This is a genomic window from Curtobacterium pusillum (assembly GCF_013359865.1).
Classification (GTDB): domain Bacteria; phylum Actinomycetota; class Actinomycetes; order Actinomycetales; family Microbacteriaceae; genus Curtobacterium; species Curtobacterium pusillum.
On the sequence record NZ_JABMCE010000080.1, the window covers coordinates 1 to 23,872 of the forward strand.

General features: G+C 71.6%; 19 protein-coding genes and 1 tRNA gene. 15 read left to right on the forward strand and 5 right to left on the reverse strand.

The features are described from left to right. Together HP507_RS11030 and HP507_RS11035 are read left to right on the forward strand one after the other, a co-directional pair. The coding region (locus tag HP507_RS11030) for an enolase C-terminal domain-like protein (RefSeq protein ID WP_277355489.1) at window positions 1-267 on the forward strand (267 nt) is incomplete at its 5' end. Window positions 268-284: 17 nt separating this feature from the next. After that, window positions 285-1,217 (forward strand): hypothetical protein, encoded by a 933-nt coding sequence (locus HP507_RS11035; protein WP_175351843.1) that lies wholly within the window; start codon window positions 285-287, stop codon window positions 1,215-1,217. 3 nt (window positions 1,218-1,220) lie between these two features. Here HP507_RS11035 and HP507_RS11040 read toward each other — a convergent pair whose 3' ends face one another. Further along, window positions 1,221-1,634, reverse strand: a complete 414-nt coding sequence (locus HP507_RS11040) for a CBS domain-containing protein (protein WP_175351844.1) — start codon at window positions 1,632-1,634, stop codon at window positions 1,221-1,223. A gap of 267 nt (window positions 1,635-1,901) precedes the next feature. On the opposite strand from HP507_RS11040, the gene HP507_RS11045 reads away from it, so the two are divergent. The 3 genes from HP507_RS11045 to mfd all read left to right on the forward strand — a co-directional run bounded on the left by HP507_RS11045 (window position 1,902) and on the right by mfd (window position 6,884). After that, window positions 1,902-2,522 (forward strand): 50S ribosomal protein L25/general stress protein Ctc, encoded by a 621-nt coding sequence (locus tag HP507_RS11045; protein WP_175351845.1) that lies wholly within the window; start codon window positions 1,902-1,904, stop codon window positions 2,520-2,522. A gap of 44 nt (window positions 2,523-2,566) precedes the next feature. Beyond that, window positions 2,567-3,151 carry an aminoacyl-tRNA hydrolase gene (gene pth / locus HP507_RS11050; protein ID WP_175351846.1) on the forward strand — a complete coding sequence of 195 codons (585 nt, stop codon included), beginning with the start codon at window positions 2,567-2,569 and terminating at the stop codon, window positions 3,149-3,151. Between the two features lie 121 nt (window positions 3,152-3,272). Continuing rightward, window positions 3,273-6,884 (forward strand): transcription-repair coupling factor, encoded by a 3,612-nt coding sequence (mfd, locus tag HP507_RS11055; RefSeq protein ID WP_175351847.1) that lies wholly within the window; start codon window positions 3,273-3,275, stop codon window positions 6,882-6,884. A 44-nt stretch (window positions 6,885-6,928) separates the two neighbouring features. Here the strand turns inward: mfd and nhaA are convergent, their stop codons facing one another. Continuing rightward, window positions 6,929-8,107: a Na+/H+ antiporter NhaA gene (gene nhaA / locus HP507_RS11060; RefSeq protein ID WP_175351848.1), complete on the reverse strand. Its 1,179-nt coding sequence runs from the start codon at window positions 8,105-8,107 to the stop codon at window positions 6,929-6,931. A gap of 120 nt (window positions 8,108-8,227) precedes the next feature. On the opposite strand from nhaA, the gene HP507_RS11065 reads away from it, so the two are divergent. From HP507_RS11065 to HP507_RS11100, 8 genes are all read left to right on the forward strand, one after another. Beyond that, a complete protein-coding gene (locus HP507_RS11065) occupies window positions 8,228-8,899 on the forward strand; it encodes a MazG nucleotide pyrophosphohydrolase domain-containing protein (RefSeq protein ID WP_175351849.1) in 672 nt (223 codons plus the stop codon). A gap of 288 nt (window positions 8,900-9,187) precedes the next feature. Continuing rightward, a complete protein-coding gene (gene hisS, locus HP507_RS11070) occupies window positions 9,188-10,432 on the forward strand; it encodes a histidine--tRNA ligase (protein ID WP_175351850.1) in 1,245 nt (414 codons plus the stop codon). A 98-nt stretch (window positions 10,433-10,530) separates the two neighbouring features. Beyond that, window positions 10,531-11,814, forward strand: a complete 1,284-nt coding sequence (gene eno / locus HP507_RS11075; RefSeq protein WP_175351851.1) for a phosphopyruvate hydratase — start codon at window positions 10,531-10,533, stop codon at window positions 11,812-11,814. Window positions 11,815-12,414: 600 nt separating this feature from the next. After that, window positions 12,415-12,948 (forward strand): FtsB family cell division protein, encoded by a 534-nt coding sequence (locus HP507_RS11080; protein WP_175351852.1) that lies wholly within the window; start codon window positions 12,415-12,417, stop codon window positions 12,946-12,948. A 35-nt stretch (window positions 12,949-12,983) separates the two neighbouring features. Beyond that, window positions 12,984-13,532, forward strand: coding sequence for a DUF501 domain-containing protein (locus HP507_RS11085; protein ID WP_175351853.1), 549 nt, complete (start codon window positions 12,984-12,986; stop codon window positions 13,530-13,532). A 41-nt stretch (window positions 13,533-13,573) separates the two neighbouring features. Beyond that, window positions 13,574-15,061, forward strand: a complete 1,488-nt coding sequence (locus HP507_RS11090) for an NAD(P)/FAD-dependent oxidoreductase (protein WP_175351854.1) — start codon at window positions 13,574-13,576, stop codon at window positions 15,059-15,061. Window positions 15,062-15,143: 82 nt separating this feature from the next. Then, a tRNA-Leu gene (locus HP507_RS11095) sits at window positions 15,144-15,217 on the forward strand. 35 nt (window positions 15,218-15,252) lie between these two features. After that, window positions 15,253-16,593 (forward strand): threonine/serine exporter family protein, encoded by a 1,341-nt coding sequence (locus HP507_RS11100; protein WP_175351855.1) that lies wholly within the window; start codon window positions 15,253-15,255, stop codon window positions 16,591-16,593. A gap of 64 nt (window positions 16,594-16,657) precedes the next feature. On the opposite strand, the gene HP507_RS11105 is transcribed toward HP507_RS11100, so the two are convergent. Both HP507_RS11105 and HP507_RS11110 read right to left on the reverse strand, forming a co-directional pair. After that, window positions 16,658-18,328 carry a class I adenylate-forming enzyme family protein gene (locus tag HP507_RS11105; protein WP_175351856.1) on the reverse strand — a complete coding sequence of 557 codons (1,671 nt, stop codon included), beginning with the start codon at window positions 18,326-18,328 and terminating at the stop codon, window positions 16,658-16,660. Window positions 18,329-18,454: 126 nt separating this feature from the next. Further along, a complete protein-coding gene (locus HP507_RS11110) occupies window positions 18,455-20,791 on the reverse strand; it encodes a hypothetical protein (RefSeq protein WP_175351857.1) in 2,337 nt (778 codons plus the stop codon). 230 nt (window positions 20,792-21,021) lie between these two features. Between HP507_RS11110 and HP507_RS11115 the strand changes: the two genes are divergently transcribed. Continuing rightward, window positions 21,022-21,603, forward strand: a complete 582-nt coding sequence (locus HP507_RS11115; RefSeq protein ID WP_175351858.1) for a LemA family protein — start codon at window positions 21,022-21,024, stop codon at window positions 21,601-21,603. Window positions 21,604-21,624: 21 nt separating this feature from the next. Beyond that, on the forward strand, window positions 21,625-22,524 hold the full coding sequence (locus HP507_RS11120; RefSeq protein ID WP_175351859.1) for a M48 family metalloprotease: 900 nt from the start codon (window positions 21,625-21,627) through the stop codon (window positions 22,522-22,524). A 51-nt stretch (window positions 22,525-22,575) separates the two neighbouring features. Here HP507_RS11120 and HP507_RS11125 read toward each other — a convergent pair whose 3' ends face one another. After that, on the reverse strand, window positions 22,576-23,835 hold the full coding sequence (locus tag HP507_RS11125; RefSeq protein ID WP_175351860.1) for a winged helix-turn-helix domain-containing protein: 1,260 nt from the start codon (window positions 23,833-23,835) through the stop codon (window positions 22,576-22,578). Between the last annotated feature and the right edge of the window lie 37 nt (window positions 23,836-23,872).

A 23,872-nucleotide genomic window follows, 5' to 3' on the forward strand; every position in this document is an offset into this window, starting at 1 on the left:
ACGGACATCTCGCCGGTGGGGCTCGCGGCGCAGATGCACCTCGGGCTCGCGATCCACAACTTCGGGATCCAGGAGTACATGCAGCACGGGGATCGCACGAACCAGGTGTTCCGGCAGTCGTTCACGTTCACGGACGGGTACTTGCATCCCGGCGATGAGCCCGGCCTCGGGGTGAGTCTCGACGTCGACGAGGCGGGCAAGTACCCGTACGAGCAGGCGTACCTGCCCTTCAACCGACTCGCCGACGGCACCGTCCACGACTGGTAGCGGGCAAGCTGGGCCGCATGGAGTTCGCGGACGTGGCGAGGGAACTGCTCCTCGTCGCGCCCGCGGACTTCGTCGCCGAACGAACCGCGCGGCAGCGATCCGCGCGGAAGGACGACCGGGACCTCGCGGCGGCGATCGGGAAGCTCCGGAAACCCGCGCCGGCAGCGTGGGTCATCGACCTCCTGGCGAACGAGGGCGCGCTCGACGAAGCCGTCGACCTCGGGCCCGCCATCCGCGAGGCACAGGCGAACGCCGACCCTGGTGCGATCCGGAAGCTCCGGCAGCAGCGCGCCAGTGTGGTGGACGCACTCGCACAGGCCGGAGCGGACCTCGCCTCCGACGCCGGCCACCCGGCGACCCCGGCCGTGCTCGACCAGGTCCGCGCGACGATCGAGGCGGCCATGGCGGATCCGCACGCGGGTGCCGCCGTCTGCTCGGGGCTCCTCGTCCGTCCGCTCGAGAGCGCGGGGTTCGACGACGTCGACCTCGACGGCGCCCTCGCGGATCCGGATGCGGTTCCCGACGCCTGGTCCGGAACCGACGCGCCGCCGATCCCCATCGAGGAGGGGAGACGCGCGCGGAAGGCGAGCCGCGCCTCCAGTCCGCCCGAACGGCGACCGCGGACCGAACGCGCCCCGAAGCGCACCCGCGAGCCGGGACGAGAGCGCTCCCCGGAACCGGAGGTCGACCCCGCCGCCGAACGTCGTGCCGCGCGGGAGGCGGAAGCCGATGCACGCACGGCCAGCCGCGAGGCCGACGCGGCGCTCGACGCCGCGGAGAACGACCTCGAGGCCGCCGAGGAGCGTCGCGCGGCCCTCGAGCGCGACCTCGCCGTCGCCGTCGCGGACGTCGAACGACTCGAACGCGCCCGCGACGACGCGGAAGCCGAGAGCGACCGTGCTCGCGACGCCTTCACCGCGGCACGGAAGGCCCGGCGCGGCCGTGCCTGACCGCTAGAGCGAGATCTGTTCCGTCGTCGCGCCGACCGCGGGCGCATCGGCGGCCTTCGCGACGTCGGCCAGGCTGATCACTCCGAGCAGGGTCTCCCCGTCGACCACCGGCAACCGCCGGACCTGCTTCTCGCCCATGAGCTCCTGGACGTCCTCGAGCGTCGCGGTCGGTGCGACGGTGAACACCTCGTGCCGCACCCCGTACTTCTCGATCGGGTCGTCCGGCTGCGCACCGGCGGCGATGGCGAACACGACGAGGTCGCGATCGGTGACGGTCCCGATCAGGCGCTGGTGGTCGTCGACGACGGGGAGCGCTCCGACGCGGTGCGCCTTGAGGAGCTGTGCGACCTCGAGGACGGTCGAGGTGGGGAGGACCGTGAACAGGTCGTCCGACATGATCTCGCGAGCGGTTGTCATGGCACTCGTGTACTCCCTGTCCGGATTCCGCGCCTGCCGAGCCGGAGAACTCGACGACGAGCACGGTGCGACACGCCCGAACCGGTGCTGCTAGACTCGGTGACTGACTTCGGCGAGGGCCGCGCCTGCGCGCGGCCGTGATCGACGCAGTGGGAGACCCGGCCCAGTCCTGGGAGCGTTCCTCACGCGTGCACGCGTTCGAGTTGCAACACCACAGACCCCCACGATGCCGGCACCCCGGTGTCGTCCCCGAGACCAGGAGGCACCATGGCCGACTACACCAAGCTCGCAGCGGAAGTCCGCACCAAGTTCGGCAAGGGCGCTGCCCGCAAGATCCGTGCGAACGACAAGATCCCCGCGGTCGTCTACGGCCACGGCACGGAGCCGCAGCACATCACCCTCCCGGGCCACGAGACCATGCTGCTCGTCCGTCACGCGAACGCGATCGTCGACCTCGACATCGAGGGTGCGGCCCAGCTCGCCCTCGTCAAGGACGTCCAGCGCGACCCGGTGCGCCAGGTCATCGAGCACATCGACCTCGTGGTCGTCCGTCGCGGCGAGAAGGTCACGGTCTCCGTGCCCGTCGTCGTCGAGGGCGAGTCGTTCTCCGGCACGATCCACGTCCAGGACGAGTCGACCCTGTCGCTCCTCGTCGAGGCGACCGACATCCCCGAGCACGTCGTCGTGAACGTCGAGGGCCTCGAAGACGGCGCGCAGGTCCGCGCCGCCGATGTCAAGCTCCCGGCCGGCGCCGAGCTCGAGACCGAGGGGGACACCCTCGTCGTCTCGATCGTCACCCCGCGTGGCACCGCCGACGACGACGCCGCCGACGAGGCCTCCGCCGAGGCGGGTGCCGAGGCCGGCGCCGAGTCGAGCGACTCCGAGTAACACTCCTTCGCGGACATCTGGTCGACGCTGAAGGCGCAGTGCTGATGAACAGCAGCGTGCTCGTCGTGGTCGGGCTCGGGAACCCCGGGCCCGGCTACGCGGGCAACCGTCACAACGTCGGCCAGATGGTCCTCGACGAACTCGCGGCCCGCATGGGCACGACGTTCAAGAAGCACAAGACCCCGAACCAGGTCGCCGAGGGGCGCCTGGTACCCGGGGGACCCCGCCTGGTGCTCGCCAAACCGGGGTCGTTCATGAACACCTCGGGCGGACCGGTCTCGAGCGTGCTCGGGTTCTACGGCGCCACCCCGGCCGACCTCGTCGTCGTGCACGACGAGCTGGACCTGCCGTTCGACACCGTCCGTCTCAAGGGCAACGGCGGTCACGGCGGGCACAACGGCCTCCGCGACATCATCAAGGCGACGGGGACGAACGAGTTCACCCGCGTGCGCATCGGCATCGGCCGGCCTCCGGGACGTCAGGACCCCGCCGACTACGTGCTGCGCGACTTCTCGCCGACCGAGAAGAAGACGCTCCCGAACCTGCTGTCCGACGGCGCCGACGCGGTCGAGGCGATCGCGGACCTCGGGCTCCTCGCCGCGCAGCAGCGCATCCACGCCCCGTCCTGACGGCGCGCGCCCGGCGCATGGTCGTCGGCCTGGAGGCGCGGCCCGCTCCCGCCCCGCCGGTCCCGTTCGCGGGTCGCGGACTCCGCAGCCGCTGTCGGACGTCGCCGGTACCATGTCCTGAGTGACGATCTCGGGCATCATCCCTGCGCTCTGGCGCGCCTCCGCGTTCGATCGCGTCCTCCGTGCCGCACCTCGGGACGCCGACTTCTCCGTGGTCGACGGTCTCCGCGTGCCGCTCCTCGGCGCGCTGCTCGCCGAGCGGAACGGCCCGCAGTGCGTCTTCGTGATCACCGCGACGGGGCGCGAGGCCGAAGCGGTCCGCGGTTCGATCGGCAGCTACCTGCCCGATGCCGAGGTCCTCGAGTTCCCCGCGTGGGAGACCCTGCCGCACGAGCGCCTCAGCCCGAGCGCGCAGACGGTCGGCACCCGCATCGCCACGCTCCGGAAGCTCGCCGCGTGGAAGGACGCCCCCGCCGCCGAGCGCCGCACGACCGTGGTGGTGGCGAGCGTCCGTGCGGCGCTGCAGCCCATCGCCGGCAACCTCACGTCCCTCGCGCCGATCGCCCTCCGCACCGACTCCCGCGGTAACGACCTCGGGACCATCGCCGGGCAGCTCGTGGACATGGCGTACGCCCGGGTCGACCTGGTCACCCGCCGTGGCGAGTTCGCCGTCCGCGGTGGCATCCTCGACGTCTTCCCGCCGACCGCCGACCACCCCGTCCGCGTCGACTTCTTCGGCGACGAGATCGAGGCGATCAAGGCCTTCTCCGTCGCCGACCAGCGCACCACCGACGAGGACCTCGGGTCGGTCGAGCTCACTGCGTCGCGCGAACTCCTGCTGAGCGACGACGTCCGGCAGCGGGCGCGGGAGATGCTCCATGAGTTCCCGAACCTGTCCCAGATGCTCGCGAAGATCGCCGAGGGCATCCCGGTCGAGGGCATGGAGTCCCTCGCGCCCGCACTCGTGCAGGACCTCGTGCCGGTGACGAACTACCTGCCCGACGACTCGATCATCGCGGTGTTCTCGCCGGAGCGGGTGAGCGGCCGCGCGCACAGCCTCGCCGAGACGAACACCGAGTTCCTCCAGGCGGCGTGGAGTGCAGCGGTCGCCGGGGCGCAGGCGCCGATCGACCTCGACGCCGGCAACTTCCTCACGGTGCAGCAGCTGAAGAACGGCCGGGGGCGGCGCACCTGGTGGACGGTCTCGCCGTTCGACTCCGGGCTCGACGAGGGCGACGGGGAGCGCGTGCTCACCGACGCCGAAGCCGCGGCCGAGGCGGGGGAGTACATCCGCGTCCGGGCGGAGGCGATCCCGAGTTTCGCCGGCAGCGCGGACGGGGCGATCGCGCACGTGAAGCAGCTCACCGACGACGGATGGGCCGTCGTGGTGACCGCCCAGGGTCAGGGACTGGTCGAGCGAGCGGTGCAGGTGCTCGCCGACGCCGGGGTCGCAGCCCGTGCCGAAGCCCTCACCGCGCCTCCCGAACCCGGCGTCGCCGTCGTGACCACCGCGACCGTCGAACACGGCTTCGCCACCCCGGAGCCGCGCATCGCCGTCCTCAGCGAGGCCGAGTTCTACGGCCGCAGCGTCCAGCAGGGCGCCCGCACGGTGAAGAAGCTCGCGAGCCGGCGGAAGAACGTCGTCGACCCGCTGCAGCTCAAGCCGGGCGACGTCGTCGTGCACGCCACGCACGGCATCGGCAAGTTCGTCGAGCTGGTCTCGCGCGAGGTCAGCTCGGGCGGCCGCAACGCGGTGAAGACGCAGCGCGAGTACCTCGTGCTCGAGTACGCGCCGTCGAAGCGCGGGTACCCGGGCGACAAGCTCTTCGTGCCGACCGACCAGCTGGACCAGCTCTCCCGGTACGTCGGCGGAGAGTCGCCTGCCCTGTCGAAGATGGGCGGCTCGGACTGGGCGTCCGCGAAGTCGAAGGCGCGCAAGGCCGTCCGTGACATCGCCGTCGACCTCGTGAAGCTGTACTCGGCGCGGATGGCGTCGAAGGGGCACGCGTTCGGCCCGGACACCCCGTGGCAGCGCGAGCTGGAAGAGGCGTTCCCGTTCGCCGAGACCGCCGATCAGCTCACCACCATCGACGAGATCAAGCGCGACATGGAACGGCCGATCCCGATGGACCGCCTGCTCTCCGGCGACGTCGGCTACGGCAAGACCGAGGTCGCGATCCGTGCCGCGTTCAAGGCCGTGCAGGACGGCAAGCAGGTCGCCGTGCTCGTGCCCACGACCCTGCTCGTCCGCCAGCACATGGAGACCTTCCAGGAGCGCTTCGCGGGCTTCCCGGTGCACCTCCGCGCCCTGAGCCGGTTCCAGACCGAGAAGGAGTCGAAGGAGACCATCGCCGGACTCGCCGACGGCACCGTCGACATCGTCATCGGCACGCACCGGATCCTGTCGCAGAACATCCAGTTCAAGGACGTCGGGCTCGTCATCATCGACGAGGAACAGCGGTTCGGCGTCGAGCACAAGGACCAGCTGAAGAAGCTCAAGACGAACGTCGACGTCCTGGCGATGTCCGCGACGCCGATCCCGCGGTCCCTCGAGATGGCGGTGACCGGCATCCGCGAGATGTCCACGCTCGCCACCCCGCCCGAGGACCGCCACCCGATCCTCACGTTCGTCGGTCCCCAGTCCGACCTGCAGGTCGCCGCCGCCATCCGCCGCGAACTCCTGCGCGAGGGCCAGGTGTTCTACGTGCACAACCGCGTCAAAGACATCCAATCGGTCGCGGCGCACCTGGCCGAGATCGTCCCCGATGCACGGATCGCCGTTGCGCACGGGCAGATGTCGGAGGGCACGCTCGAGCAGGTCATGGTCGACTTCTGGGAGCGTCGCTTCGACGTCCTCGTGTCCACCACCATCGTGGAGACCGGGCTCGACATCGCGAACGCGAACACGCTCATCATCGACAAGGCCGACAAGTACGGCCTGTCGCAGCTGCACCAGCTGCGCGGACGTGTCGGTCGTGGCCGGGAGCGCGGGTACGCGTACTTCCTCTACGACGCCGACAAGCCGCTGTCCGAGACCGCGCAGGACCGCCTCGAGACGATCGCCGCGAACAACGAGCTCGGCGCCGGCATGCAGGTCGCCATGAAGGACCTCGAGCTCCGCGGCGCCGGCAACCTGCTCGGCGGCGAACAGTCCGGGCACATCGCCGGCGTCGGGTTCGACCTGTACCTCCGCATGATCGGCGAAGCCGTCTCGCAGTTCCGCGGGGACGTCGCCGAGGGGCAGACCGAACTCCGGCTCGAGATCCCCGTCGACGCCCACATCCCCGAGGACTACGTCGAGTCCGAACGGCTCCGGCTCGAGGCGTACCAGAAGCTCTCGGCGGCCTCGGCCCCGGCGGCGCAGGCCGAGGGCATCGACATGGTCCTCGACGAGCTCACCGACCGGTACGGGCAGCCGCCGCAGGCCGTGCTCACCCTGGTCGAGGTGTCACGGCTCCGGCGGATGGCGCAGCAGGTCGGGCTCTCCGACGTCGTGGTCATGGGCTCGAACCTGCGCGTCGCGGGCAAGGAGCTCGCGGACTCGGCGCAGGTCCGGCTCAAGCGGATGTTCCCGGGCGCGCGGTGGTTCCCGCAGCAGGACGCCGCGAGCATCCCGCTGCCCAAGCCGCACGGCGAGACGCTGCCGGACGAGGCGCTCATCCAGTGGGTGGAGAGCATCCTGACGGCCGTGTACGGGGCGTCGAAGGCGCCGGCGGAGACGTCCGCAGCCTGACGCGGCTGGATGCGCGCGCGGGGATGCCGCGGGGCCCGGCCGGGCTACTCGGTCGCTTCGGCCTCGGAGAGCTCGCGGCGGGCGCGGTACCGGTGCGCCCGGAGGCTCACCACCACGGCCGACGCGACGATCGCGATGCCGGAGCCGACCAGGACCGCCAGGACTCCCTCGTCGAGGATCTCCTCGTTCCGCGCGAACGCCAACTCGTTCATGAGCAGCGACACCGTGAACCCGATGCCGCCGAGCACCCCGACCGTGACGATCGACCCGAACGACAGCGTGGAACGACCCGGCGCACGGAACACCCGCGTGGCGATCGACCCGAACAGCGTGATGCCGATCACCTTGCCGACCGGCAGCGCGAGGACGACCGCCCAGAACGTCGGGGAGAGCTCGCCGATGCCGACACTGGGGACGACCACGGCTGCCGACGCGAAGGCGAACACGGGCAGCACGATCGCGTTCGACCACGGCTCGACGTTCTCGTGCAGGGTGTGCCCCGGGCGGCGGGGCAGCACGAGACCCAGCGCCACGCCGGCGATGGTCGCGTGCACGCCCGAGTGGTAGACCAGCCACCACGTCAGGAGGCCGACGGCGACCATCGCGACGATGATCCAGACCTGGCCCGTGCGCCCGGGGCGGAGCATCCTGCCGAGCAGCCAGAAGACCACGAGGAGCACCGTCGCCCCGCCGAGCGCGAGGAAGTCCGTGCCGTGCGCGAAGACCACAGCGATGATGACGATCGCGATGAGGTCGTCGAGCACCGCCAGGGCCAGCAGGAACACCCGGAGCGTCGAGGGCAGACCGCGGCCGAACATCGCGAGGACGCCGAGGGCGAAGGCGATGTCCGTCGCGGTCGGGATCGGCCAGCCGTGACCGTACGCGGTGCCGGCGGTCACCGCGAGGTAGATGCCGGCCGGGACGACGACGCCGCCGACCGCCGCGATCGCGGGGATCACCGCGGTCTTCGGGTTCGACAGCTCCCCAGCGACGAGCTCGTGCTTCAGCTCGATCGCGACGAGCAGGAAGAACACCGCGAGCAGGCCGTCGCTGATCCAGTGCGACACCGAGAGGTCGAGGCCGACCGCGCCCCACGGGGCGTGCACGTGCAGGGCGTGCTCGAGGCCGGGGCCGAGCGGCGAGTTCGCGACCACGAGACCGAGGACGGCTGCGGTCAGCAGGGCGATGGCGCTGAACCGCGGGGAACGGACGAGTGCGGACATGGAACTCCGTCGATCGGGGTCGGCTGATGGTCCGTCGACCAGACTTCCCGACACGCCACGTCCAGCATACCGGCCGCGCGCAGCCACGGTCGAGGTGGCGGAGCGTGGCACGATGACCGCATGACCGCTGTCTCGGACCTCGTCGCCGTCGTCGACCGTCTGCTCGACCCGTCCGGAGGATGCGTGTGGAACCGGTCGCAGACCCATGCGTCGCTGGCGCGGTACGCGGTGGAGGAGTCCTACGAACTCGTCGACGCGATCGACTCCGGGGACGACGGTGAGCTCCGGGAGGAACTCGGCGACGTGCTCTACCAGGTGGTCCTCCACGCGGGGCTGGCGGAGTCGTTCGACCTCGAGGACGTCGCGGCCGACGCCCGGGACAAGATGGTCCGCCGCCACCCGCACGTGTTCGGCGACGAGCGGGCGGACACGGTGGAGGACGTCGTGCGGGTCTGGCGCGCGGCGAAGGCGGCCGAGAAGTCGTCGCGGGTGAGCGCCTTCGACGGGGTCCCGCACGCGATGCCGCCGCTCGAGCGTGCGGTGAAGCTGCTGGAGCGCCTGGAGGAGCGTGGGGACGCCGACGCGGTCGTCGCGTCGGTCGTGGTTGCCGGCTCCGGTGCCGTCTCGGGTTCGGGTTCGGGTTCCGGTTCCGGGTCCGGTTCGGTCGACGCGACGTGGGGGACCGAGGTGCTCGCGACGATCGCGGAGGCGCGGAAGGCGGGCATCGACCCGATCGCGAGTCTTCGTGCAGCGGTCGCCGGGCTGGAGGCTGCTGGTCGCGCGGGCGAGTGAGTCACCCCTGGTCCGGCCTTGCGCCGGCCGCGGTGCGGGTGGACGGAGAATGCGGGCGTCCTCCCAACCCGAAAAAAGGAGGACGCCCGCGAGCGGGCAGCCGACACCACCAGGGATGAGGTGCCGACAGGGAATCCCGCCCGAACCGCGGGGCACACTGCAGCACGTTGCCCACGCGATCGGTCCGGCGGATGGATCAGGCATCCGCCGGACCGAGGTTCTGGATTCAGAATATCAGCAGACAGGCGAGTGCGCAAGCCGAGGAAGCCGATCTGCCAGAATCGTCGTATGGCTTCGACCGTGACGGCTCCCCGTGGCATGCGTGACTTCCTCCCGGCCGACAAGGCCCGGCGCGAGCACGTGCTCGGCGTGATCCGCGGCGTGTACACGCGGCACGGCTTCGACGAGATCGAGACCCCGGTGGTCGAGGACGCCGCACGCTTGCACTCCGGGCTGGGCGGCGACAACGAGAAGCTGGCGTTCGCGGTCATGAAGCGAGGGCTCTCCACCGAGGACCTGCAGCGCGCTGAGGCACCGCTCGACCTCGCCGACCTCGGGCTCCGTTTCGACCTCACGGTGCCGCTCGCCCGGTTCTACGCCTCGCACCGCGCCGAGCTGCCGTCGGTGTTCCGCTCGGTGCAGATCGCTCCGGTGTGGCGTGCGGAACGCCCCCAGAAGGGCCGCTACCGCCAGTTCGTGCAGTGCGACATCGACATCCTCGGCGAACCCGGGCAGCTCGCCGAGATCGAACTCATCCGCGCGACCACGGCGGCCCTGGACGCACTCGGGATCACCGGCACGACCATCCGGATCAACGACCGCCGGATCCTGCTGACGCTCCTCGCCACGTGGGGGATCACCGAGCCGGCCACCGCTGATCGGGCACTCATCACGATCGACAAGCTGGACAAGATCGGACCCGATGGTGTGGCGGCGGAACTCCGCGACACGATCGGCGCCGAGCTGCCCGGGCTCGAGGACACCATCCGCGCGCTCGAGTCCGCCGACTGGGACTCCGTCGAAGGCGCAGTGTGGCTCGATGCCGAAGCGTTCGACGACCTGCTCCGCCTCCGATCGGCGCTTCCCGGGGTCGACCTGCGCTTCGACCCGACGCTCGTGCGCGGCATGGGGTACTACACGGGGACGATCTTCGAGGTCGCGCACCCGGACTTCGGCTACAGCCTCGGAGGTGGCGGTCGGTACGACGGCATGATCGGCCGGTTCCTCGGCCAGGACGTCCCGGCGGTCGGGTTCTCGCTCGGCTTCGAGCGGCTCGTCGACCTCGTGACCCTGCCGGAGTCCGCCGAGTCCGACGCCGTCGTGCTCGTGTACGACAAGGACGTCGACCCGGTCCGGCTGGCGGCACTCAAGGCCGAGGCGCTCGACGGGCACCGGCGTGTTCGGCTCGAGCGACGCACGAAGAACACGAAGAACCTGCTCGCCGGACTCGTCGCGCAGGGGTTCGACGCGTTCGCCTCGGTGCACGCCGACACCGAGTCGCTCGAGGGTGTGGAGTTCCGCCCGCTGGCCTGAGTTCTCCACAGTGGTCCGTCACGCACGTCTCGTGTTCACCTGCGCCTCGCTAGGATCGATCCCGCAATCACCACAACCGAACGTGTAGGGAGTACCCCGTGGCCGTGATCGATGCCGTAGGAGCACGCGAAGTCCTCGATTCCCGAGGCAACCCGACGGTCGAGGTCGAGGTCCTCCTCGACGACGGCGTCGTGTCCCGCGCGCTCGTCCCCTCCGGTGCCTCCACCGGTGCGTTCGAGGCGTACGAGCTCCGTGACGGAGACGCTTCCCGCTACGGCGGCAAGGGCGTCCTGAAGGCCGTCGACGCGGTCCTCGACGAGATCGGCCCGGCGCTCGAGGGCTTCGACGCCACCGACCAGCGCCTCGTCGACGCCGCGCTCATCGAGCTCGACGGCACCGAGAACAAGTCCCGCCTCGGCGCCAACGCGATCCTCGGCGCTTCGCTCGCCGTCGCCCGTGCCGCTGCCGACTCGGCCGACCTGCCGCTGTTCCGCTACCTCGGTGGCCCGAACGCGCACACCCTGCCGGTGCCGCTGATGAACGTCGTCAACGGTGGTGCGCACGCCGACACCAACGTCGACATCCAGGAGTTCTTCCTCGTGCCCTACGGCGCCGAGTCCTTCTCCGAGGCGCTCCGCTGGGGCGTCGAGACCTACCACGCCCTCAAGGGCGAGCTGAAGAAGCAGGGCCTCGCGACCGGCCTCGGCGACGAGGGCGGCTTCGCGCCGGAGCTCGCCTCGAACCGCGCGGCGCTCGACTTCCTGCTGACCGCGATCGAGAAGGCCGGCTACACCCCGGGCAAGGACATCGCGGTCGGCCTCGACGTCGCGTCGACCGAGTTCTTCCACGACGGCAAGTACTCCTTCGAGGGCAAGCAGCTGTCGAGCGAGGAGTTCACCGCGTACTTCGCCGACCTCGTCGCGAACTACCCGCTCGTCACGATCGAGGACCCGCTGGCCGAGGACGACTGGGCCGGCTGGAGCCACCTCACCGCCGAGCTCGGCGACAAGGTGCAGATCGTCGGCGACGACCTGTTCGTCACGAACCCGAAGCGCCTGCAGCGGGGCATCGACGAGAAGGCCGCGAACTCAATCCTCGTCAAGGTGAACCAGATCGGCACCCTGACCGAGACCCTCGACGCGGTCTCGCTCGCCCACCGCCACGGCCTCACCTCGATCCTCTCGCACCGCTCCGGCGAGACCGAGGACACCACGATCGCGGACATCGCGGTCGCGGTGGACGGCGGCCAGATCAAGACCGGCGCCCCGGCCCGCTCGGACCGCGTCGCGAAGTACAACCAGCTGCTCCGCATCGAGGAAGAGCTCGGCGATGCCGCGGTGTACGCCGGTCGCTCGGCCTTCCCGCGCGCGGCTGCTCTGTAACAGCGCTCCTCACGAGACGCCGTCCTCCCGAACGGGAGGGCGGCGTCTCGTCGTCCCGGAATCCTCCCGCGGTGCCGCGCGACGTGCCGTTCGCCCCCGGCGAGGTCGCGCAACATGCCCTGCGGCGCCTGCCGAGGTCGCACGATCTGTCGCACTCGGCGGCCTCGGGCGGCACTTCGTGCGATCTCGGCGACCTGCGCGCGGCGTGTTGTGCACCCTCGGCGACCTCGGCCACCGGGGCGCGACCCGTGCTACCTCGGCATGCCTGTGCCTGCCGAGGTCGCACGATCTGTCACACTCGGCGGCCTCGGGCGGCACTTCGTGCGATCTCGGCGACCTGCGCGCGGCGTGTCGTGTGCTCTCGGCGACCTGCGCGCGGCGTGTCGTGCGACCTGGGCGGGCCTCGGCCACCCGGGCGCAACCCACGCGAGCCGGGCGCGACCCACGGGACGCACGGGACCGGGCGCGGCCACCGCACCGGGGGACGGACGGGGCGGAGCCGCGCCGCGCCTCCATGCCGTGCTGAGAGGCTGCCGGGCGAGGCACCCCGGCCCGCGTGCCGACCCGACGCACCGACCGCGGCCGGGTTATCGTCGGACCGTGCCAAGCCAGAAGCCCCGCGTCCGCCGCGTCCCCGTGGCCCTGCCCGAGGGCGGCGCGTCCGAGCAGCCGTGGTACCGCTCGATCCGGTTCTCCGGGTTCAGCCTCCTCATGCTGGCGATCATCGTGCTCTTCGTCGTCGTGCTCGCGCCGTCGCTGCGGACGCTCATCCAGCAGCAGGAGCAGATCGCCGAGCAGCAGCGCGAGGTGGCGAGCCAGAAGGCCGACGTCGCGCAGAAGAAGAAGGACGTCGCGCGCTGGGACGACCCGGCGTACATCGAGGCCCAGGCGCGTGACCGTCTGCTCTACGTGTACCCCGGTGAGGAGAGTTACCTCGTCATGGGCGCGGAGGACTCGAAGGGCGACGGAACGCCCACGACGGACTCCGGCACGCCAGTGAGCTCCACCGTGCAGACCCCGAAGGTCGACTGGGTGCAGGCGATGCTGTCGTCCGTGCTGACCTCCGGGCTCACCGAGCAGACGACGCAGGAGCTCGTGGCACCGGACGTCTCCGGCACGGGTGACACCAAGTAGGTGCCGACGCGCGACTCCGGTAGGCTCACGTACCCGTGACGACCCCTCCCTTCGACCCGCCCTCCGAACGCGACATCCAGGTCGTGTCGGCGCAGCTCGGCCGACCGGCACGTGACGTCATCGGGATCTCGGCTCGGTGCGTCTGTGGCAACCCCACCGTCGTGTCCACGAGGCCCCGGCTGTCGAACGGCACCCCGTTCCCGACGCTCTACTACCTGTGCCACCCCGCGGCCACCGCCGCGGTCAGCACCCTCGAGGCGAACCAGGTCATGCCGGAACTGGCCGCCCTGCTCGAGGACCCGATCGTCGCCGAGCAGTACCGGGCGGCGCACGAGTCCTACCTCGCCGATCGTGAGTCGATCGAGCACGTCGACGAGATCGTCGGGATCACCGCCGGTGGCATGCCCACCCGCGTCAAGTGCCTGCACGCGCTCGTCGGTCACGCCCTCGCCGCCGGACCCGGTGTCAACCCCATCGGCGACCTCGCGCTGGAGCGCGCGAGCTGGTCGCCCTCCCGGTGCGAGTGCCGGGCGTATGATGGCGGTGCAGACGCTGGAGTCGGGGCGGGTGGCGGCGAAGTCTGAGTAGACTCCCGGCAAACCCCCATCCAAGGAGACCATTCCCCGTGCCCAAGATCCTCGTCGTCGGCGGCGGTTACGCCGGCTTCTACACCGCCTGGAAGCTCGAGAAGCACCTTCGCCAGGGCGAAGCAGAGGTCGTGATGGTCGACCCGCTGCCGTACATGACGTACCAGCCGTTCCTCCCCGAGGTCGCAGCCGGTTCCATCGAGCCGCGCCACGCGATCGTCGCTCACCGCCGTCACCTCAAGAAGACCCGCGTCGTCACCGCGAAGGTCACGAAGGTCGACCACGCCACCAAGACGGCGACGATCACCCCGGCCGAGGGTGAGGCGTGGGAGGAGTCCTACGACCAGATCGTCATGACCGCGGGGGCGGTCTCGCGCACCTTCCCGATCCCGGGCGTCGCGGACGAGGCAATCGGCCTCAAAACCATCGAGGAAGCCGCGGCGATCCGCGACAAGATCCTCACGAACTTCCACAAGGCTGCGAACCTGCCGGCCGGCCCGGAGCGCGACCGTCTGCTGACCGTCGTGGTCGTCGGCGGTGGCTTCGCCGGCATCGAGGTGTTCGCCGAGCTCCGCTCGTTCGTCACCGACCTGCTGAAGAGCTACCCGCAGCTGTCCTTCGACGACACGCACTTCCACCTCGTCGAGGCGATGGGCCGCATCATGCCCGAGGTCTCGCTCGAGACGTCGCACTGGGTCCTCAAGAACCTCGCGCAGCGCGGTGCCACGGTGCACCTCGAGACGCAGCTGGCCTCGGCGGTCGGCGGCGTCTGCGAGCTCAAGACGAACGACGGCGCGATCGAGACGATCGAGTCCGACCTCATCATCTGGACCGCCGGCGTCATGGCGAACCCGATGGTCAAGGGCACCGACTTCCCGCTCGAGCAGCGCGGGCGCATCCGCGTGCAGCCCGACCTCCGCGTGGTCGACGACAACGGCGTGATCGCCGACGCGTGGGCCTGTGGTGACGTCGCGGCGGTCCCGGACCTCACCGGCGGCGGCGTCGGCGGCTTCTGCGTGCCGAACGCCCAGCACGCGGTGCGCCAGGCGAAGCAGCTCGCGAAGAACCTCGTCGCGACCATCCGTGACGAGGCGACGAGCGACTACAAGCACGAGAACATGGGCGCCGTCGCGGGCCTCGGTCTCGGCATCGGCGTCTTCCAGTCCGGCAAGTTCGCGATGAAGGGCTTCCTCGCCTGGGGCGCCCACCGCGGTTACCACGGCCTCGCGATGCCGTCGTGGGAGCGCAAGTGGCGCGTCATCGGCGACTGGGTCGGAGGCTTCTTCCTCGGCCGCGACATCGCGTCGCTCGACGACCGCGAGACCCCCCGCGCGGCGTTCGAGGCGTTCGCGTCCCGTCCGAAGCCCGCTGCCTCGGCGCCCGTCGCCCCGGCCGAGCCGGCGAAGCCGACCACGGCTCCGGAAGAGGGCAAGCCCGCCGGTGCCGCCGGTCCCGCCTACGGCGAGCCCGCGAAGGACGTCTCGAACGACGCCGAGCCGGTGAAGGCCGAGGCCGACGCCAAGTAGGTCCTGCACCGTGCGAGAGGCGGTCACCCCACGGGGTGGCCGCCTCTTCGTCGTCGAGAGCGTCGGTAGGCTGTTGCGGCCCGCCCCCGTGGCCCAATCGGTAGAGGCATGCGACTTAAAATCGCCGAGTTGAGGGTTCGAGTCCCTCCGGGGGTACCGACGTGGCGCGCGGCGGTCAGTAGCATCGCCGTGTGGTCGGTCTCGGAAGCGCGCTCGCGAACCTACGGAACGCCCTCGGTCGACCCGAGGCCCACGTCGAGGTCGTCGACGGCGAGACCGTCCCCGTCGGGATGCTGCTCGGCACGCTGGGGGCGCTGCTCCTCGACGCCGGCAGCTCCGTCACCGACGTCCGGTCGGCGCTCGAGAAGGCGCGGGACGCTGCCGGGGTCGGGCCGACGCTCGCCGTCGGGGTGCTCCCCGCGCTCGTCATGGTGAGCGAGACCTCGACCGGTGCCGCCACCATCGTCAACGCCGAGGGCGTCGAGCTGTCGTTCCGGCAGGCGGCCCGCGCGAACCGGCTCGTGCTCGGCCTGGAGAGCGGCTCCATCGCCCTCGCCGAGATCCCCGCGCGTGTCCGTGCGATCCGTGCCGGCACCGTGCCGCCGCCGGCGCTGCCGTGGATCGCCGGCAACGCCCTGACCTCTGCCGGCCTCGCGGTCGTGTTCCGCTGCCCCTGGTGGGCGGTCCTCGTCGCGCTCGGCGTCGGTGCGCTCGTCGGCGTGATCGGCCTCGCGCTCCGGCACTTCCGCGAGGCCGTGGCGATCATCCCGTTCCTCGCGGCCTTCGTGTCGACCGCGATCGTCGGGCTCGTCGCCGCCGGCACCGGGTTCGACCACGTCCCGCTCTTCGCGGTGTGCGCCCCCGTGGCGGTGTTCGTGCCGGGAGCGCTCATCACGAACGCCCTGCTCGAGCTCACCGCGGCGGACATCGTCACCGGGTCCTCGCGCCTCGTGCAGGGGCTCATCATGCTCGGCTTCATGGCCGCCGGCATCGCGGCGGGCAGCGCCCTGACCGGCCTGCATGTGGACCCGTCCTCGGCGGCGCTGGTCGGCGAGGTCGCCGGCGTCGGCACGGACCGCGGCGGATGGGAAGCCGTGCCGGCCTACTGGGTGTCGTGGGTGGCCGTGGTCGGCCTGGCCGTGGGCCTCGGGCTCGTCTTCCGGTCGGGCTGGCGGCTGACGCTCGTGTCGATCGCGGTCATGGTCACGGCGTACGCGCTCCTGAGCGGGACGACGCCGCTGTGGGGCAGCGTCGTCGCGACGGGGGCGACGGCTGCGCTGCTGTTCGTGGCGACGCGTCTGCTGGAGCGGATCGTGCCGGTGATCCCGGCGACGGTGTCGTTCTTCCCGGCGTTCCTGCTGCTCGTGCCCGGCACGGTCGGGCTGGTGGCGATCGCGACGTTCGATCCGGTGGCGTTGGCGACGCCGCTCGCGACGTTCGTCAGCCTGTGCGTGGGGACGAAGATCGGCGGGTTGCTGCCGGGGTTGTTCGCGCGGAACGCACCGCACCGCGGGGTCGGCGCGACCCGGTGACGGACTGGAGGCGCGGTGCGGGCCGGCACCGCGCCTCCAGTCCGTCCATCGGTCGCGTCGACCGCTACGGCTCGATGAGGCGACCGGCCTGCTGGTCGTCCGCCGCCGTCGCCTTGGCGAGGTAGTGCACCTTCTTGCCCGTCGCGTTGTACGGCAGCTCGTCGACGAACCGGTACCGCCGCGGCCGCTTGTAGCGGGCGAGGCCGGGGTGGGAGCCGGTCCACTCCTCGAGCACGGCGGCGGCCTCGGTGTCGTCCTCGGGGAGGCGACCGGGCGCGCGCACGACGTACGCCGTCACGATCTCACCCCAGCGCTCATCCGGGACGCCGACCACGATCGAGTCCGCGACCCCGGGGTGCTCCTGCAGGGACGCCTCGACCTGGACCGGGTGCACGTTCTCGCCACCCGAGATGATCATGTCGTCCTTGCGGCCCACGATCGTCACGCGCTCGTGTTCGTCCCAGGTGGCGAGGTCGCCCGGGTAGAACCAGCCGTTCGCGAACTTCTCGGCCTCGAGCCCGGGGTTCCGGTAGGAGTAGCCGGACTTCACCGTGCGGACCGCGAACTCGCCGATCTCGGAGCCGTCCTTCGGGACGGTGTCGCTCGGGTCCGCCAGGCGGTCCTCGTAGACCCGGACCACGGCGACGTCGTCGTCGGTCGACGCGCGGCCGGTCGACCCGGCGCCGTCGGGGAAGTCCTCCGGCCGGAGGAACGTGTTCCAGAACGTCTCGGTCGTCCCGTAGCCGTTGAAGATCCGCGGGGACAGGAGTTCCTGGTAGCGCAGGGCGGCGGCGCGGTCGAGCGGGGCGCCCATGGTCACGATGCCGTGCAGGGAGGAGAGGTCGCGCGGGCGGGCCTCCTGGGCGTTCGCGAGCTGCACCAGGTTCGGCGGCGCACCGATGAGGAACGTGAGGTGTTCGGACTCGACCAGGTCGAGCACGCGGTCGGCGTCGAAGTGCCGGAGCGTGGTCAGCTCCGCGCCCACGTAGAAGACCGGGTTCGGACCACCGGAGTACAGGCCCCCGCGGTGGAACAGCGGGGACATGTTGAGCGTCTTGTCGAACGGGCTGAGCGGGAAGTGCATGATCACGTCGTGCGCGCTGAGCACCTCGACGAGGCTCGGCAGCGGGACGGGCTTCGGTCGTCCCGTCGTGCCGGAGGTGTACAGCCGGGTGGTCTCGTCGTACGTGCTCCGCGGTTCGGTCGCGGCGAGTTCGTCGGCGGTGACGGGCGCGGCGGCGAGGAGGTCGGCGAAGGCGATGTCGTCGCGGGCGGCCTCGCCGACCACGACCACGTGGTCGGGCGCGTGCGGGGCGCTCGCGAGTGCAGCCTCGATGTCCGCGGTGCGGGCGGCGTCGTACACGAGGACGACGGGGGCGGAGTCCTCGATGATGTACGCCACCTCGTCGGGTGCGAGGCGGAAGTTGGTGGGGGAGAAGACCGCGCCGATGCGGTGCGCCGCCAGGTAGAGGATCGCGAACTCGGGGGAGTTGAAGAGCTCGACCATCACGACCGAACCCCGGCCGACACCATGGCGGACGAGCCAGCCGGCGACGCGGTCCACGTCGGCGCCGAGCTCCGCGTAGGTCCAGGAGCGGTCGGAGTCCGGGTCGCGCAGCGCGGGTCTGTCGGCGAAGCGGTGGGTGTTCCGGGCGAAGCCGTTCGCGTACGTGTAGCTGCACTCGAAGACGTCGCGGAACCGGGTCGGGTCGTAGTCGGATCGGGTCTGGGTCATCGTCGCTCCCTGAGGCGGTCGTGGTGTCTGACACACCGCTCGCCAGCGTATCCGCCGCAGCGGGCCCGGTGGCGGCTCCGCCCGGACGTGCTGATCCGTGCGCGTGCGCCCGCGGGTGGGACGGGATCAGGCCTGCGGCTCCGCCCGGGCGTTCCGGAGCCAGAGCCGGGCCCCGACCGCGCCGGCGGTGCAGACGGCGGCGACGATCGCCAGCGCGACGGGGGACACGTGGCTGCCCTCGGCGCCCGAGTACACGGCCGCCGCCAGCGCGACCGCGACCGAGGCGATCGCCACGTACCGACCGCGGGACTGCGCCAGCAGCGCCTGACCCGCCGAACCGGGCAACGGCAGCAGCGTCACGACCACGGCGCCGAGGCCGCCGACGCACAGGGTGATCGCGAACTCGGACACGAACGACACCCAGAAGCCGGTGCCGGGGGTGAGGGAGTGCAGCACCCAACCGGCCGCGGCGACGACCAGCAGGGCGACGGAACGCCAGGTCGCGCTGCGGGCGCCCGCCGCGATCGACGAGCCGAGCCGGAGCGCCGCGGTGTCGAGGTCGGGGCGGCCGACCGGGACGAGGACGACACCGACGATCAGCGCCGGCGACAGGTCGAACGTCCTCGTGATGCCGCATGCCACGAGTGCCGCGAGGACCAGCCACGGGGACACCCGGAAACCGATCGTGCTCCGGTCGGTGCCGGCAGCCCAGCGACCGGTCAGCACGATCGCCGTCGTGAGGACCGCCGCGCCGAGCAGGATCGCGATCGCCAGGCGGACGTAGCGGGCTTCGAGGGACACCCCGACGCCGAGGACCGTGCACAGACCGACGACCAGGACGGCCACCGTGATCGAGGCCCAGGTCGGCAGGACGTCCTCGCCGCGTCGGCGCTCGTCACGCGGACGGTTCCGGCCGAGGAGCCCGCCGAACGGGGTGCGGAGCCGACCGCGGGCGGCACCGGCGACGAGCGCGAGCGGTCCGGCGATGAGCACGAGGAACCCGCCCGCGACGGCGGTGGCCACCAGGACCGTGCGCCAGGAGAACGCCGACTGGATCGTCGGCATGGTGGTGTCGTACGCGGTCGACGCGGTCCAGTCGCCGGCGGGACCGGACCAGTCGAGGCCGCGCCCGTGTCCGCCGGCGGCCGCGATGCCGTCGCCGCTCGTGCCGCTTCCGCCGGCGTCGCCGGTGCTGCCGGTGCCGCCGGTGCCGCCGGTCGTGCCGGTGCCGGTGCCTGCCCCGCCGGTCGGGCCGGGACTGCTCCCGGGGCCGTCGTGGACACCGGGGGTCGCCGGACCACTGCTGGTCGCGTTGCTGCCCGCCGAACCGCTCGTGGGATCGCCCGCCGGTCCGGTCGGCCCCGCGGACGCCCGCGTGACGCTCACGCGGACCGACGCCGACACCGTCGAGAAGTTGCCGGCCGCGTCCTGCTGCGCCGCCGTGATGCCTCGCGGGCCCGCACGGAGCGTCGAGCCCGCGGTGGAGCAGGACCACCGGCCCGAGGCGGGGACGTCCGTCCGGCACACGGGCGCTCGGTCGACGTACACGGTGAGCAGCGCGCCGGGCTCGCCGGTGCCGGACACCGTCGTCGGCTGGGTGCGGACGCGGTCCCCGGACGACGGCGCGGTGATGCGTGGAGCGGCCGGTGCGGTGCGGTCGAGGGTGATCGTGACCGGGGCCGATGCCGCGCTCCGCAGGTCGGACCGGTAGCCGCCGGCCGTGCTCGCGGTCTGGATCGCGGTGACGGACAGTCGTGCGTCCCCTCCGGCACCCGGCGTCGCGCTGCCGAAGGACGCCGTCCACCGTCCGTCCCTGCCGACCGTCGCCGTCCGGTCCGTCGTCGACCCCGACACCGAGAGCGTGATCGTCGACCCGGGGTACCCGGTGCCGGAGACCGGACCGTTGGTCGGCCGGGAGGTCGTCACGATCGGCGGCACGACGACGTCCGACGCGGGGGCGCTCGCGGACCCGACCGCGGGGGTCGTGCGGTCCTGCACCGTGAAGACCTGCTGCGGGCCCGAGCGGACGCTCGCGAGGCACGACCACGACCCGTCGTCGCGCACGGTCGCCTGGCAGCCGGTCGACCCCGTCGCCGCCGGTCCGGCCACGACCAGCGCGTGACCGGGTGTCCCGGTGCCGCTGAAGCGCACGGTCCCGCTGGTGATGTCGCCCGGGTCCGTGATCGTCGGGCGCACCGGTGGGCGGGTCGGCGTCGGGGTCCCCGGAAGGGGCGTGAGCTGGTTCTGCGGGCCCGGGGTCGTCGTCGGTGCCGGGGTCGAGGCCGCGAGACCGCGGGAGGTCCCCGCGCCGTCCGTGGCTGCGAACGCGGGTGCGGCGGCGGCGCCGAGCAGCGTCGCGACGAGGGCGGCCGTCACGGCGACCAGCGCGGCGAACCGGGGTCGTCGAACCGGACCGTCGCCCCCGACGGCCCGCTCGTCCACGTTCTCCCCGCGCGTGTTCATCCGAGTCCATCCCACGTGATCGGGCGGCTGCGGTCAATACGTCGAACGGATGATGTCCTCGGAGCGGGCGACACGCCGGTCAGCCCGAACGCACGGTGTGTGCGACTCGGGAATCGCCCGTGAACCGCGCCGCCGGACGGGAGGACCCGCGCCCCGTGGATACAATCAATCCCGGCTGTCTCGGCGGCCCCGAACCACCGCGATCCCGACGCGCAAAGGAGTACGCCCTCATGGACACCGGACTCATCACGACGCTGATCGTCGTCGGAGTGGTGGTGGTCCTCCTCGTGATCGTCGGGATCTACCTCTGGGTCACCTACAACTCGCTCGTCACGCTGAAGGTCCGTGTCGACGAGGCATGGAGCGACATCTCGGTCCAGCTCAAGCGCCGGGCGGACCTCATCCCGACCATCGTCGAGACGGTCAAGGGCTACGCCACGCACGAGAAGTCCGTCTTCGAGGACGTCACGAAGGCGAGAGCCGAGACGCTCAGCGCCGGGGACGCCTCGACCGCTTCGGTGGCCGAAGGGCACATGCAGAAGGCCCTCAAGAGCGTGTTCGCCGTGGCGGAGGGGTACCCGCAGCTGCAGTCGAGCCAGAACTTCCTGCAGCTCCAGTCCGAGCTCGTCGACACCGAGGACAAGATCCAGTCGGCCCGACGCTTCTACAACGGCGGCGTCCGCGAGCTCAACACGAAGATCCGCGTCTTCCCGAACTCCTCGTTCGCGAAGAGCCGCGGCTTCTCCGAGGCTCCGTTCTTCGAGACCGCCGAGCCCGCCGCGATCGCGGAACCACCGCGCGTTCAGTTCTGACCCGCGCAGCGTCGGCCTGACGTGTACAGCGCGATCGCGCGGAACAAGCGCAACACCGTCCTCATCGTCCTGGTCTTCCTGCTGATCATCGGCGCCCTCGGGTTCCTCGGCGGGTACCTCGCCGGGAACGTGTCGATCGGCGTCATCGTCCTCGTCGTGGCCCTCGGGTACGCGGTGCTGCAGTACTTCCTCGCCGCCCGACAGGCGACGGCGATCGCGGGCGGGATCGAGATCGACCGGAACTCCGAGCCCCGACTCTGGCGCACCGTCGAGAACCTCGCCATCGCCACGGGCACGCCGATGCCGCGGGTGTTCGTCATCGACGACCCGTCCCCGAACGCGTTCGCCACCGGTCGCGATCCCGAGCACGCCATCGTCGCCGCCACGACCGGGCTGCTGGCGATCATGGACGACCAGGAGCTCCAGGGTGTGATGGCGCACGAGCTCGGACACGTGCGGAACTACGACATCCGGGTCTCGACCATGGTGTTCGGCCTCGTCGTCGCCGTCGGACTCCTCGCCGACGTGCTGCTCCGCATCTCGATCTTCGGCGGCTTCGCGGGCGGGCGCGGCCGGAACAACGAGAACGGCGGCAACAACCCGGTCCTGCTCATCGCCGGCATCGTGGCGGTCATCGTCGCGCCGATCGCTGCAGCGGGCGTGCAGGCCGCGGTGTCCCGTCAGCGCGAGTACCTGGCCGACGCGACGGGCGCCATGACGACCCGTCATCCCGAAGGGCTCGCCCGTGCGCTCGAGAAGCTCGGCGCGTACGGACGCCCGATGCGGACGCAGAACTCGTCGATGGCGCACCTCTGGATCGCGGACCCGATGCGCCCGGGCGTGATGGACCGCCTGTTCTCGACGCACCCGCCGCTGGCGGACCGGATCGCGCGGCTGCGCGGCAGCCTCGACCGCTTCTGAGCGCGACGACAGCCTGGAGGCGCGGGTCGGGCCCGCACCGTGCCTCCGGGACTAGACGGCCGGCTCGAGGGCCACGGTCGCGTCCGCGTCGTCCGCTGCGACGTGCGGCACCAGCGGCACGCCGAGGGCGCCGGCCACCGCCGCCGCGGCCGTGCCGCGGTCGGTGACCTCCACCTCGTCGAGTCCCTGCCACGCCGCCGTCCGCCGAAGGGTGTCCGCCAGCCGGTCGGCCTCGAGCCGTTCCCCGGGCTCCTGCCACGCCGTCCGCACCCGCAGGACACCGCGCTGCCGGTCGCTCTTCAGGTCGATGCGCCCGACGAGCCGGTCGCCCTGCAGCACCGGCAGCACGTAGTACCCGAACACCCGCTTCGGCGCCGGCGTGTAGATCTCGATCCGGTAGTGGAAGCCGTACATCCGCTCGGCCCGCCGCCGGAACCACACGATCGGGTCGAACGGGCTGAGCAGGGCGTCCGCTGACATCCGCCGCGGGACCCGGGCATCGGCGTGCATCCACGCGCGCTCGTCCCACCCTTCCACCCGTACCGGCGCGAGCTCGCCGGCGGCCACGAGTTCGGCGATCGCCGCAGCCGTGTCGTCGGCGCGCAGTCGGAAGTAGTCGGCGATGTCGGCACGTGTCCCGACGCCGAGCGCGCGAGACGCCCGCCGGACGAGCTCGAGGACCGCGGAGGACCGGGACGGCGCCGTCTCGAGCGTGCCTGCCGGGAGCACCTGCTCGGGCAGGGCGTAGACGCGTTCGAAACCGGAGCGACCGGCGCTCACGACGTCGCCCCAGCGGAACATCTGCTCGAGGCCGAGCTTGACGTCGCTCCAGCCCCACCAGGGCCCTCGGCGGACGTTCGACTCGTGCTCGACCGCGCTCGCCGGCATCGGGCCCTCGGCTCGGAGCAGTGCCCGCAGCTCGCGACGGACGCCCTCGGTCCGTGTGACGCCGTCGATCCGCGTCGGCCACGAGTCGCGGTCGCGGAGCGCGTCCATCCGCCACCGGAACAGCGGGAGGTCACCACGGTCGATGAACGCTGCCTCGTGCGCCCAGTACTCGGCGTAGGGCCCACGCTTCGAGAGGGTCAGCCGGTCGAGCGTCGAGCGGTCGTAGGCACCGAGGCGGGCGAAGAGCGGGAGGTAGTGGCTGCGCTCGAAGACGTTGACGGAATCGATCTGCAGCAGGCCGAGCCGCGCGAACCCGGAGTTCAGTGTCCGTGTCGACACCGTGTCGGCGGGCGACTGTCCGAACCCCTGGGCGGCCAGGGCGACGCGGCGGGCCTCGGCGGAGGAGAGCGTGGTCCTGACCATGGCACCGACGCTACCGAGTGCCGCCGACACTGCTGTA